9 protein-coding genes are annotated in these 12579 nt (G+C 64.2%); 6 read left to right on the forward strand and 3 right to left on the reverse strand.

Features of this window, described 5'->3' with window-relative positions; all coding sequences use genetic code 11:
* Positions 1 to 5: 5 nt before the first annotated feature.
* Complete coding sequence (locus QEN71_RS16000) at positions 6 to 881, reverse strand: LysR substrate-binding domain-containing protein (RefSeq protein ID WP_201648535.1); 876 nt, start codon at positions 879 to 881, stop codon at positions 6 to 8.
* A 103-nt stretch (positions 882 to 984) separates the two neighbouring features.
* Here QEN71_RS16000 and QEN71_RS16005 point away from each other — a divergent pair, with 103 nt between their 5' ends.
* A complete protein-coding gene (locus QEN71_RS16005; RefSeq protein ID WP_201648534.1) occupies positions 985 to 1410 on the forward strand; it encodes a VOC family protein in 426 nt (141 codons plus the stop codon).
* A gap of 51 nt (positions 1411 to 1461) precedes the next feature.
* On the opposite strand, the gene QEN71_RS16010 is transcribed toward QEN71_RS16005, so the two are convergent.
* Positions 1462 to 2517, reverse strand: a complete 1056-nt coding sequence (locus QEN71_RS16010; RefSeq protein WP_201648533.1) for a LacI family DNA-binding transcriptional regulator — start codon at positions 2515 to 2517, stop codon at positions 1462 to 1464.
* Between the two features lie 260 nt (positions 2518 to 2777).
* Here QEN71_RS16010 and QEN71_RS16015 point away from each other — a divergent pair, with 260 nt between their 5' ends.
* From QEN71_RS16015 to QEN71_RS16035, 5 genes are all read left to right on the forward strand, one after another.
* A complete protein-coding gene (locus tag QEN71_RS16015; RefSeq protein ID WP_201648532.1) occupies positions 2778 to 3800 on the forward strand; it encodes a TRAP transporter substrate-binding protein in 1023 nt (340 codons plus the stop codon).
* Between the two features lie 44 nt (positions 3801 to 3844).
* On the forward strand, positions 3845 to 5743 hold the full coding sequence (locus QEN71_RS16020; protein WP_201648531.1) for a TRAP transporter large permease: 1899 nt from the start codon (positions 3845 to 3847) through the stop codon (positions 5741 to 5743).
* Between the two features lie 69 nt (positions 5744 to 5812).
* The gene (locus tag QEN71_RS16025) at positions 5813 to 6352 is read left to right on the forward strand and encodes a VOC family protein (protein WP_201648530.1); all 540 of its coding nucleotides are present in this window, start codon (positions 5813 to 5815) and stop codon (positions 6350 to 6352) included.
* On the forward strand, positions 6349 to 7626 hold the full coding sequence (locus tag QEN71_RS16030; RefSeq protein WP_201648529.1) for a ribulose-bisphosphate carboxylase large subunit family protein: 1278 nt from the start codon (positions 6349 to 6351) through the stop codon (positions 7624 to 7626). The genes QEN71_RS16025 and QEN71_RS16030 overlap by 4 nt, the downstream gene beginning before the upstream one ends.
* The gene (locus tag QEN71_RS16035) at positions 7623 to 8942 is read left to right on the forward strand and encodes a four-carbon acid sugar kinase family protein (RefSeq protein WP_201648528.1); all 1320 of its coding nucleotides are present in this window, start codon (positions 7623 to 7625) and stop codon (positions 8940 to 8942) included. Before QEN71_RS16030 ends, QEN71_RS16035 begins: the two co-directional genes overlap by 4 nt.
* 15 nt (positions 8943 to 8957) lie before the next feature.
* Here QEN71_RS16035 and QEN71_RS16040 read toward each other — a convergent pair whose 3' ends face one another.
* Entirely contained in the window at positions 8958 to 12407 is a 3450-nt protein-coding gene (locus tag QEN71_RS16040) for a DNA-binding protein (RefSeq protein WP_201648527.1), read from the reverse strand.
* Positions 12408 to 12579: the final 172 nt, after the last annotated feature.

Here is a 12579-nt window from a genome sequence, read left to right on the forward strand (position 1 = left end):
CACAACTAGGACTTTTTTAGCGCCTGCGCTTCGATCAATTGCAGCAACACTTCCACAGGCTCGCTCAGATGCTGAGGCGCGCGATGCACGAGCCCCACATCGCGATGAAACGTGTGATGCCCGAGATCGACGGCACGCACTTTCGCGGGCCAGCGCCGATACGTCGCCGTTTGCGGCACGATCGCCACGCCGACGCCGTTTTCGACCAGCCTGACGATCGCTTCGAGTTCGTCGAGTTCGCACATTTCGCGTACGGTGAAATGCATCCGGCGCAGGAAGCGATCGACCTGACGTCCGCCGAACGATGCGCGGTCGTATCGAATGAACGGGTGTTCCGACAGCAGCGCCGCCCAGTCCTTGCCCTTGACACCGCGCGGCACGATCAGCCTGAACGGTTCCTGCGCGAGCGTCGTCCAGCGCAAATCGCTCTGAAACGAAAACGGCGGACGGATGATGGCCGCGATATCGATCTCGCCTGCATCGACGAGATTCAGCATCTCCATCGATACGCCCGGAATCACGCGCGTCCAGCATCCCGGACATTGCGCATGAAAGCGCGCCAGCGCATCGGGCAACCACGTGCGTTGTACCGAAGCAATCGCGCCGATGTTCACGCGCACGTTGACGGCGGGATCCGCCGCCGTCGAACTGAGGTTGCTATAGAGCCGGACGACTTCCTGCGCCTGCACGAGCACCTGCTGGCCCGTCGCATTGAGGCGCGCGGTGCGGCCTTCGCGGTCGAACAGCGCGAACCCGAACTCGGCTTCGAGCCGCTGCATCTGCGCGCTGACAGCGGCTTGCGTCAGGCCGATCTTGCTGCCCGCCGCCGCGAAGGTGCCTTCCTGAGCGACGGCAATCAGCGTTTTCAGTTCGCGGATCATTGATCAATTCCATTTGTACTTCACCCAATAATATATTGATTTTGTTTTACTAACGCGGTGGGTATGATCGATCCACTATTAGCGCCCCACTATGGAGAAATCAGTGAGCCTTTCGCCTTTTCATCTGGCCATTCCCGTCTACGATCTTCCCGCTGCACGTGACTTCTACGGGCGCGTTTTCGGGCTCGAAGAAGGCCGCTCCAGCCAGCAGTGGGTCGACTTCAATTTCTTCGGCCATCAGCTTGTGATTCACGAGCATCCGAAAACGGCGTCGCAAGAAAGCGTGCACAGCAATCCCGTCGACGGTCACGATGTGCCCGTGCCGCATTTCGGCGTCGTACTTGCGTGGGATCAGTGGGAAGCGCTCGCGGCGCGGCTGCGGTCGTTCGGCACGAAATTCGTGATCGAGCCGTATATCCGCTTTCAGGGGCAGGTTGGCGAGCAGGCGACGATGTTCCTGTTCGATCCGTGCGGCAATGCGCTGGAGTTCAAGGCGTTCAAGGATATCGGCCAGCTGTTTGCGAAGTGACCTGAGTTTCAGGCACTGACACCTGACGCGCCGTGAAGCGCCGCAAAAGCTTCACGGCAAATTCTCGCGCAGCACGATGCTGAACTGCACGGGCTTCACGCCGTCCAGCGCGTCGCGTGCTTCGTGCACGTTGCGGAAAATTTTCAGGCAGTTACCGACCATCGCTTGCGGCGTCTGCGTGATCAGCGCATCCATCGTGCCGTCTATCAGCAGCGCGCGCGTATCCGGCGTCAGGCCATGTCCGACGAAAAGAATCTTCTGCTCCGTCTTCGCCTCGACGATCGCGCGCGCCACGCCATCCGAACCACCGCCGCTGTTGTAGACGCCCGCCAGATCGGGATGCTGCGCAATCAGATTGCGCGTCTGCACATAGTTGCGTTCGCTGTCGTCCTGTCCTTCGCGCAGCCCGATCACCTTCACTTGCGGAAAGGTCGATTCGATCAGATGCAGAAAGCCGATCTCGCGTTCCTCATGCCCGCGATAGTTGAGACTGCCCGCCAGCATCGCGATCTTGCCCGCCGGACGCGGTCCCATGAACCGGCCGAGCAGCAGCGCCGCCGTGCGTCCCGCTGAACGGTTGTCGATGCCGACATAAGCAAGCCGCCGCGAGTTCGACAGATCCGAAATCAGCGTAATGGCAGGCACATTCTGATCGGCAAGCGCATTCACTGCGTCACGCACGACGGGATGTTCGAGCGCCATGAAGACCACGCCGTCCGCGCGCTGGCCGTAGTGCAACAGACGCGCGGCAAGTTCGTTCGGGTTGAAACTCTCCACGTAATGCACGCGGCAGCGCATGCCTTGCGCGGCCCACTGGTTGTGCGCGAACTCAATGTAATCGCCAAGCATCCGCAGATAGCGATTCGTGCCTGCGGGCACGAGGAATTCGATCTTTAGCGGCTTCGCCGGTTTCGTCCCGGGCGTTTGCGTGTCGATCGCATAGCCTGCCTGCGCGGCTGCCTGCATCACGCGACGCGCCGTCATCGGGCGCACGCCTTCGCGGCCGTTCAATACGCGATCGACGGTCGCCGTCGACACGCCCGCCGCAGCGGCGATGTCCGCGATCCGCGCGCGCGGCGGAAAAAGAGGAATGGGCGCGTCAGCCATGCGGGTTCCTGAGGGCAAATTCCATCAAAAACAATCAGGTTTGCGGTTTGACAGGGAGATTGTGCGTCCCTAGTCTTGCAGCAACATCATGCATTCACGGCACAGCGTAACGAAAAACCGACGCCTGTGCGCGTGTGAAGTTTGATGGTTTTTGATGGCGCATGATGCCATAGCAGGAAACATCAGCAGCAAACCACATAAAACGCAGCGACCGGGTTCATCGCCAACGCGCGCAGCCCGGCAAAAAAGGAGACATTCGAATGACCAACCTCGTCAGGCGCTCGCTCCTGCGCGCGGCAGCGGCAGCACCCGTCGCCGGCGCACTCGGCTTTCCCGCCATCGTCCGTGCCGCTGCGCCGCAATACACGTTCAAGTACGGCAACAACCTGCCGCTCACGCACCCGCTCAACGTCCGCGCGAAAGAAGCCGCGGATCAGGTGAAGGAGCAGTCGAAAGGCCGGATGGAAATCCGCATCTTCCCGAACAACCAGCTTGGCGGCGATACCGACATGCTCGCGCAGGTGCGCAGCGGCGGCATCGAAATGTTCACGCCGTCGGCGCTCGTCGTGTCGACGCTCGCGCCCGTCGCTGCGATCAACGCAATCGGCTTCGCGTTCAGCGACTACTCGCAGGTGTGGAGCGCGATGGACGGCAAGCTCGGCGCATATGTGCGCGCCGCGATGTCGAAAGCAGGCCTCGAATCATTCGAAAAGATGTGGGACAACGGCTTTCGCGAGACCACGTCGAGCACGCGCGCCATCGCCAACGCATCGGACATGCACGGTTTGAAGATTCGCGTGCCTGTCAGCCCGTTGAGCATCGACATGTTCAAGGGACTCGGCGCCGCGCCGACGAGCCTGCAATTCAGCGAAGTCTATTCGTCGCTGCAGACGCATATCGTCGATGCGCAGGAAAACCCGCTGCCCATCGTGCAGGTGGCGAAGCTCTATGAAGTGCAGAAGTATTGCTCGCTAACGAATCACATCTGGGACGGCTTCTGGTTCGTGCTGAACCAGCGCGCGTGGCAGAAGCTGCCGAAAGACCTGCAAGGCATCACCGCCGATGCGTTCAACCAGGCCGCGCTGCGTCAGCGCGACGACGTGCACAAGCTCAACGATGCCGCCGTCGCCGATCTGCAAACGAAGGGCCTGACGATCAACCGTCCGTCGCCCGACACGTTCCGCTCGGCATTGCGGCAAGCGAACTTCTATGCCGACTGGAAGAATCGCTTCGGCAACGAAGCGTGGTCGCTGCTGGAAGGCTATACGGGCAAGCTCGCGTGATTCATCGCGACGCATCGCGCGCTTCGTTGACGGGAGAAACCGACATGACGGATCAGGCACTGCCGCACTCAGCTATTGCCGACGCAGCGGCTGCTTCGCAGTTCGCCGCGAGCGGCCCGAAGCGCTGGCTGCGGCGCTTCGATCGCGCGTTGATCGCGCTCGTCGAAGGCGCGTGCGCGCTGCTGCTTGCCGTCGAAATCGTCGTGTTGCTGGCGGGCGTCGTGTGCCGCTATGCGCTGCATCAGCCGCTCGTGTGGTCGGACGAACTGGCGGGCATTCTGTTCCTCTGGCTGTCGATGCTCGGCGCGGTGCTCGCATTGCGGCGCGGCGAACACATGCGGATGACGGCCTTCGTCAGCCGTTTGTCGCCGCAGCGGCGCGCGCTCGTCGATACGCTTGCCATCGTTTTATCGATCGCGCTGCTCACGCTCGTACTGTGGCCCGCCTACGATTTCGCCGCAGCGGAAGCCGTGATTCTCACGCCCGCCTTGCAGATCAGCGACGCATGGCGCGCGTCCGCGCTGCCCGTCGGCGCGGCGTTGATGCTGCTCGTCGGGCTGATCCGGCTCGCGCAGGTCAGCCGCTTGCGTGACATGCTCGCGGCGCTCGCGTTCGTCGTCATCGTCGCGGGCGTCGTTGCGTGGGCCGCGCCCGCGCTGCCCGATCTCGGCAAGGCGAACCTGCTGATCTTCTTCGTCGGCGTCGTCGCGATCGGCATTTTTTCCGGCGTGCCGATCTGCTTTTCGTTTGCGCTCGCGACGTTCGGTTATCTGAGCCTCACCACCGATACGCCGCTCGAAGTGATCGTCGGACGCATGGACGAAGGCATGTCGCATCTCGTGCTGCTTGCCGTGCCGCTATTCGTGTTCCTCGGCCTGATGATCGAGATGACGGGCATGGCGCGCGCGATGATCCAGTTTCTCGCGAGTCTCGTCGGTCACGTGCGCGGTGGTCTCTCGTACGTGCTGATCGGCACGATGTATCTGGTGTCGGGCATCTCGGGCTCGAAGGTCGCAGACATGGCCGCGATCGCGCCTGTGCTGTTCCCCGAAATGAAACGGCGCGGCGCCGACGAAGGTGATCTCGTTGCGTTGCTCTCCACAGCGGGCGCGCAAACCGAAACCGTGCCGCCGAGCATCGTGCTCATCACCATCGGTTCCGTCACGGGCCTGTCGATTTCCGCGCTCTTCACGGCGGGCATGTTGCCCGCGCTGGTGCTCGCGGTGATGCTGTGCTTCGTCGTGTGGCTGCGCTATCGGAAAGAAGACTTGAGCCATGCGCAGCGTTTCAATCGACGCGAGATCGGCCGCATGTTCATTGTCGCGTTGCCTGCGCTCGCACTGCCGTTCGTGATTCGCGGCGCAGTCGTCGAAGGCGTCGCGACGGCCACCGAAGTCTCGACGATCGGCATTGCATATTCGGTGCTGATCGGCCTGTTCGTCTACCGGCGCTTCGAGTGGTCCCGTTTGCCGCGCATGCTCGTCGATGCCGCGACGCTGTCGGGCGCGATCATTTTCATCATCGGCTGCGCGACGGCGATGGCGTGGGCGCTCACGCAATCGGGCTTTTCGCAGGACCTCGCCGCGTTGATGACGTCGTTGCCGGGCGGCTCGTGGGCCTTTCTTGCGCTGTCGATCGTCGTGTTCATCGTGCTCGGCAGCGTGCTCGAAGGCATTCCCGCCATTGTGCTGTTCGGCCCGCTGCTGTTCCCCATCGCGCGCGCCGCCGGCGTCAACGAAGTGCACTACGCGATCGTCGTGATTCTTTCGATGGGCGTGGGCCTCTTCTCGCCGCCGTTCGGCGTCGGCTACTACTCGGCATGCGCGGTGAGCCGCATCAATCCCGACGCGGGCATGCGGCCGATCATCGGCTACATGAGCGCACTCGTGCTCGGGCTGATTCTCGTCGCGTTCGTTCCGTGGATATCGACCGGTTTCCTCTAGGCGCCACGTCGTTTCTATTTGCCTTTACGCAGTTCTTCACGATCCCTTCTTCGTATTGGGAGTGTCTTCATGAGTCGTTTTTTTGGCGAGATTCGCCAGGCCGGTTACGTCGTGCGCGATATCGAAGCGGCGATGGATCACTGGAGCCGCGTGCTCGGCGTCGGTCCGTGGTTCTATAACGAGCGCGTTCCCATCGAGGATTATCGGTACCACGGCGAACACTACGAGGTACACAACTCGGTTGCACTCGCGAATTCGGGCGACCTGCAAGTCGAGCTGATCCAGACACGCAACGACGCACCGTCGATGTACCGCGACTTTCTTGCCGCGGGCCACACGGGTTTGCAGCACAACGCGTACTGGACCACTTCCTTCGATGCCGATCTCGAACGTCTGCAGCAACAGGGCTTCAAGGTCGCGATGAGCGGCAACGTCGGCAAGAACGGGCGCTTTGTGTACTTCGACACGGAGCAGCACCCGGGCACCGTGATCGAACTGTCGGAAGTCGCGGGGCCGAAAGGCAAGCTGTTCGACATGATCCGCGCGGCGTCGCTGAACTGGGACGGACGCGATGCCGTGCGCCCGTTTCCCGATCTGAACACGCTATGAACGCACGCGACGACAGCATCGAAGCCGACTACCTGATCGAGACGCCGCTCGATCTCGCGAAGGTCGCCGACACGATGGCAGGCGAACAGTCGAGCGGCACCTTCGTGCGCGTCGCCAACGAAAGCGACGAACTGCGAGCGCGTAGCCGCGCGAACGTGCTGCGCATCGAGGAACTCGAACCCGCGCCGCACGCGTCGCTGCCTAGCGCGTGGCTGATGCGCCAACGCATCGACGGGCCGTTCAGACGCGCGCGCGTCACGCTGTCGTTTCCCATCGCGAACATCGGCGCGAATCTGCCGACGCTCGCTGCGACCGTCGCGGGCAATCTGTACGACCTCGGCGAAGTGACAGGCATGCGCCTCCTGTCCATGCGTGTGCCGCGCGCATATCGCGAGCGCTTCGACATGCCCGTGCATGGCGTAGCGGGCACGCGTCGTCTGACGGGCGTGCAAAACGGGCCGATGGTCGGCACGATCATCAAGCCGAACGTCGGGCTTTCCGCCGAAGAAACCGCGCAGCTCGTCAAGACGCTGTGTGAAGCGGGCATCGATTTCATCAAGGACGACGAGGTCTGCGCGAATCCGCTGCACGCGCCTTTGGACCAGCGCGTGCGCGCCGTGATGCGCGAAGTGCGCGCGTTTCGCGAGCGCACCGGCAAGCGCGTGATGGTCGCGTTCAACATCACCGATGACGTGGACGCGATGCGCCGTCACGCGGAACTCGTCGAACGCGAAGAAGGCGATTGCGTGATGGCGAGCATCAACTGGTGCGGCTTCTCGGCGATCCAGGCGTTGCGCCGTTCGACACCGCTCGTGCTGCACGCGCATCGCAATGGCTACGGCATGATGTCGCGCGACGCTGCGCTCGGCATCGGCTTTCAGGCATATCAGACACTGTGGCGGCTCGCGGGCGTCGATCATATGCACGTGCATGGGCTCGCGGGCAAGTTTGCACAAAGCGATGCCGAAGTGAGCGAGTCCGCGCGCGATTGCTCGACGCCGCTCGCCGAAGGTCTCGACGACCGCGTGCTGCCCGCATTCTCGTCGGGGCAATGGGCAGGCACGGTCCCCGCCACGTTCGACGCGATCGGCTCCACAGATCTGCTCTTTATGTCGGGCGGCGGCGTGCTCGCGCATCCCGACGGACCGGCCGCAGGCGTGCGCAGCGTGCGGCAGGCGTGGGACGCCGCGCAATCGCGCACGCCGCTGCACGAACATGCAAAGCACGCGCCCGAATTGCGCGCCGCGCTCGCGTTCTTCGGTGAACGCACATGAGCGCAACCGGCACCGTGCCGTACGGCTTCTATGGCGACGATTTCACGGGCGCAACCGATACGCTCGCGCATCTTTCCCGCGCGGGCCTCAGGACGCTGCTGTTTCTCGCGCCGCCAGGCCGCGCGCGGCTCGATAGCGTCGGACCGCTCGACGCAATCGGCATTGCGGGCGCGGCGCGCGCGATGCCGCCGTCCGCGATGGCAGACGAACTCGCGCGCGCGGGCACCTGCCTCGCGTCGCTCGGTGTGCGCGTGATGCACTACAAGGTGTGTTCGACATTCGACAGCGCGCCCGAGGTCGGCAACATCGCGACGGCCATCGCCACGCTGCGCCGCGTGTTCACGAATCCGTTCGTGCCTATCGTCGGCGGGCAGCCTGAGTTGCTGCGTTACTGCGTGTTCGGTCAGCTGTTCGCGGCGGCGGGCAGCGACACGCGCGCGATTCATCGGATCGACCGTCATCCGACGATGAGCCGTCATCCCGTCACGCCGATGAACGAAGCCGATCTGCGGCTGCATCTGGAACAGCAGGGTTTGCGCGATACTGCATCGATCGATTGGCGAGCGTATGCGTTGCCGTTCGAGAAACTCGACGCGATGGTCGACGCGAAAATCGCGCTGCGCTCATCCGCGATTCTCTTCGACGTGTTGCGCGACGACGACCTGCGCACGCTCGGCAAGCTCATCGAAACACGTTCGCGCCGCGCGCCGTTGCTGGCTGTAGGCGCGAGCAGCGTCGCGCAGGCCTGGTGTGCCGCCGATGCTGCGCTCGCGCAGCGCGAGCCTCACGAAACCCCGCCATTAGGCCGCGCGCAAGGGCCCGTGTTCGTGCTCGCGGGCAGCCTCTCGCCGACGACGGCCGCGCAGATCGAAGCCACGCATTCGTACTGGAAGATCGAACTCGATCCGCTCGCATCGAACGACGGTACGCCGCGTTTCAATGCGGCGCCCATCGTCGACATGTTGCGCGAGGGGCGCAACGTGCTGGCATTCACGCGACGCCCGGCAACGTCGGCGAATGGCGAGCAGCAACAGGAAGCGAGCCGCGCACGAACGGCGGAAGCGTGCGCGACACTGTTGAGCGACGTGGTGCGCGCGGCGAGGCCGCGGCGCATCGGCATTGCGGGCGGCGACACGTCGAGCCACGCGGTGCAGGCGCTCGACGCGTGGGGACTGTCCTATCGCGCGCCGCTGACGACGGGCGCCACCGTCTGCCGCCTGCACGCCGACGAGCGTTGGCTCGACGGCACGGAGATCATGTTCAAGGGCGGACAGATGGGCGAGATCGACGTCCTCGAACGGTTGATTACGGGCTGAAACGCGCTGCGGGCGTCAGCCCTCCGACTTCGACATCACAGCCGTCGCCGGATCGTACGAATAGCCCTTCTGTGCGAGTTGCTGCGCCATCGTCGCGCCGATCAGCTTCTTCTGCGCCTCGCGGAACACCAGTTCGTGATCAGGCTTGAGCCGCTCGAGTTCGAACGACAGCCTGCGCAACAGCGCGACTTCGCCCGTGCTGCGCGCATCGATGAAGAGGATCTTTTCGTTCGCCTGCTCGAGCCGCTGCTTGATGTCCTTCGCGTACGTCACCCACTGATCGGCGTTCGCGCGGAGATCGTTGTAGGCCTTCGTGTGCGCCTTCGACTGCGCGGCAAGCTGGCGTTGCAAGGACGCGATCTCTTCCACGACGTCGATACCACCTGACTGTTCGCCCGCTTGCGTGCCCGCTTGCGTACTTTTCGCGGCGGTCTGTTCGCGCGGCCGCTCAGCGAGAGTTTGCGAGAGTTCGGCGGCCCGCTGTTCCGCGGCATCGGCGCGTTCCTTCGCGGCGAACGCGTCTTGCGTCGCGCGAGCCAGTTCCGCGCTGGCCGCCGTTTGCGACTCGCTCATCGCGCTGATCTGCGCGCGTGCTTCGTCGAGTTCGCGCGCGACGCGCTGCAATTCGTCGAGTTGCGTCGACGCCTTGTCGTTGCGCGTGGCAGCCGCTTCGCGTTCGGAGGTGAGGCTCTGCTGAGATTGAGTTACCTGCCGTTCGGCGGCGTCCGCTCGTTCCTTCGCGGCAGTTGCATCGCCTTCGAGTCGCTTCAACTCGGCACTCGCCGACGTCTGCGCTTGCGTCAGCGTGTCGATCTGCTTGCGCGCTTCGTCGAGTTCCTGTTTGACGCGTTGCAGTTCGTCGCGCTGGGCGCTTGCTTCCGTGCCGCGCGCCGATGCCGCGTCGCGTTCCGACGTCAGGCTCTGGTTCAATTGCGCGGTCTGCTGTTCGGCTGCGTCCGCCCTCTGCTTTGCCGCCGATGCTTCCTGTTCAAGCCGCTGCAATTCGGCGTCCGCGGATGTCTGGGCGCTCGTCAACGCGTCGATCTTCGAACGCGCTTCGTCCAGTTCGCGCGTGACGCGCTGCAATTCGGTGCTCTGCGCCGACGCATCTTGCGTCAGCCGCGCGAGTTCGGTATTGGCTGCGTTTTGTGAGTCGGATAGCGCGCTGTTTTGCTTGCGCACTTCTTCGAGTTGCGCCGATGCCTCGTCGTTACGCGCCATGGCCGCATCGCGCTCTGTTGCGAGCGTCTGCGTCAGCGTACTGATCTGATTGCGCGCTTCGTCGAGTTCGCCCGTGACGCGTTGCAGTTCGTTCGATTGCGCCGACGCTTCGGCACTACGCGCTGTCACAGCTTCGCGTTCGGCCGCGAGGTTTTGCTCCAGCTGAGCGATCTGCTGCTCGGCGGTTTCCGCGCGACTCTTCGCCGCCGATGCGTCTTGCGTCACGCTCGCGAGTTCCGCGTTCATCGCCGTTTGCGCAACGGTCAGCGTGCTGATCTGCTTGCCGGCGTCTTCGAGTTCGCGCGTGACGCGCTGCAATTCACTCGACTGGGCGCTGGCCTGAGCCGCCGCTTCACGGCTGCGCGCCTCGGCAGCTTCGCGCTCGGCAGCGAGACTCTGCTCCAGTTGGGCGGCACGCTGTTCCGCCGTTTGCGCCCGTTCCGTCGCCGCCGTCACGTCATGCTTGACGCGCGCGAGTTCGGCGCTCGCGGCCGTTTGCGACTCGGTCAGCGCGTTGATCTGCGTCCGCGCGGCTTCGAGTTCCTGCGTGGCGCGCTGCAAGTCGCTGGTACGCAACGCCGTGACTTCCCGTGCGGCAGCGAGGCTTTGTTCCAGCGCCGATACTTGTTCCCTTGCCGCCGATGCTTCCTCGGTCAGGCGCGTCACGTCGGCACTTGCCGCCGCATGCGCCGCCGTCAACGATTCGTTCTTCGCGCGAGCTTCGTCCAGTTCACGCGCGATGCGTTGCCGTTCGTCGCTTTGCGCCGCCGCCGCTTCGCGCTCCGCAGCAAGGCTTTGTTCCAGCTGCGTCGCACGCTGCTCGGCCGCATCGGCCCTTTCCTTCGCCGCCGATGCGTCTTGCGTCACGCGTGCCAGTTCGGCCGCTGCGGCCGTCTGCGCGTCCGTCAATCCGCTGATCTTCGAACGCGCTTCGTCCAGTTCGCGCGTAACACGCTGAAGCTCTTCGCTTTGCGCCGCCGTCGCTTCGCGCTCGACGGTCAAGCTCTGCTCCAGTTGCGTCGCGCGCTGCTCAGCGGCCTCGGCGCGATGCTTCGCCGCCGTCTGCGCGTCGGTAAGCATATTGAGCTGCGTTCGCGCGCCGTCGAGTTCCTGCGTCACGCGCTGCAGTTCGTCGCGTTGCGCAGCCGTCGCCTCGCGCTCGATCGTCAGGCTTTGTTCGAGTTGCGCAGCGCGCTGCGTTTCCGCATCCGCACGTTCGTTCGCAGCCGATGCCGCCTGCGTCGCCTGCTCAAGCTGGGCGGTCGCCAGCGTCTGCGCCTCCGTCAGCGTGCTCACCTGCGCGCGCGATTCATCGAGATCACGCCCGATGCGCTCCAGCTCCATACGCTGCTCAGCGACTTCGGCGGCATGCTCCAGGGCTGCGTCACGCTCGGTCGCGAGGGCGTTGCGGGTGTCGCTCAGGTCGGTCTCGACGGTGGCGAGGCGCGCGGCGCTCTCGTTCGCCTGAGCCGTTGCGGCGTCGGCGCGCGCCACGGCCGCGCTGGCTTCCTGCGACAGGCGTTCCGCTTCTTCCGATTTCGCCTGGCAAGCTTCGTCGAGCGTCGCGACCTGCCGACGCGCGTCGTCGCGCTCCCGGCTGATCCGCGAAATCTCTTCGTTCTTGCTCGAAACGGTTGCGGCGAGCCACTCGTTTGCCCGGTGCTGGTCTTCGAGCGATGTCTGGATCGCCGCCAGTCTCGCTTCGCCCGACGATGCACGCTGGGTCAGATCCTCGATGCTCGCCTCGGCCGCCTCAGCGCGCGCGTTCGCCGCCGAGAGCTCGGCCTTCACCTGACTGGCGGAATCCTGCACCGCGCGCAGATCGTTGCGCAGGCCGTCCAGCCGTTCGCGCCCCGTTTCGACTTCCTCGTCCGTCTTCTGATAGGCGGCGAGCGCTTCGTCGCGCTCCTTGCGGAACACGTCGACCTGCTGGGTTGCCGCGCCCAGCCCCACGCTGAGCAGGCGCTCGGCGTCGTCCTGGGATGCCGTCCAGATGCGGCGCGCGACCTCCATCAGGGTTTCCGCAAACTCGCCCGGCATGGCTTTCTGGGCCTCGACCGGCGGGATCTGCGGCTCGCGCGCGTCGCGCCAGCGTTGCAGGGCGGCGGCAACGGAGACGATCGAGCCGCTGCGGACCTCTGCCCAGATGGTGACAGGGGAAACCAGACGGCCTTCTTCCGTCATGCGGTCGGCAATGGCTGCGACCTGTTCATCGATCATGGTGGTGTCTGCGTCTGTGGACATAAGCGCCTCAAGAATCAACTGGCCGGGCGAAAGACAAATTTTCCGATACGTTACTACGTTCGGCGGTCTTCGCGATGGAAGAAGCGTGCCAATGCACATCCAGTAAGCATTTGCGATGCTCGATGGCGGCTCCGGGGCGTTTTCTTCCAGAAAAATCCGCCCAGCGAAATTT

Origin of the sequence: Paraburkholderia sabiae (genome assembly GCF_030412785.1) — a bacterium.
GTDB classification, from domain to species: Bacteria; Pseudomonadota; Gammaproteobacteria; order Burkholderiales; family Burkholderiaceae; genus Paraburkholderia; species Paraburkholderia sabiae.

Coding starts and splice junctions, on each gene's coding strand:
- QEN71_RS16000 (WP_201648535.1), bottom strand. CDS start 881: ATGATCCGCGAACTGAAAACGCTGATTGCCGTCGCTCAGGAAGGCACC.
- QEN71_RS16010 (WP_201648533.1), bottom strand. CDS start 2,517: ATGGCTGACGCGCCCATTCCTCTTTTTCCGCCGCGCGCGCGGATCGCG.
- QEN71_RS16015 (WP_201648532.1), top strand. CDS start 2,778: ATGACCAACCTCGTCAGGCGCTCGCTCCTGCGCGCGGCAGCGGCAGCA.
- QEN71_RS16020 (WP_201648531.1), top strand. CDS start 3,845: ATGACGGATCAGGCACTGCCGCACTCAGCTATTGCCGACGCAGCGGCT.
- QEN71_RS16025 (WP_201648530.1), top strand. CDS start 5,813: ATGAGTCGTTTTTTTGGCGAGATTCGCCAGGCCGGTTACGTCGTGCGC.
- QEN71_RS16030 (WP_201648529.1), top strand. CDS start 6,349: ATGAACGCACGCGACGACAGCATCGAAGCCGACTACCTGATCGAGACG.
- QEN71_RS16035 (WP_201648528.1), top strand. CDS start 7,623: ATGAGCGCAACCGGCACCGTGCCGTACGGCTTCTATGGCGACGATTTC.
- QEN71_RS16040 (WP_201648527.1), bottom strand. CDS start 12,407: ATGTCCACAGACGCAGACACCACCATGATCGATGAACAGGTCGCAGCC.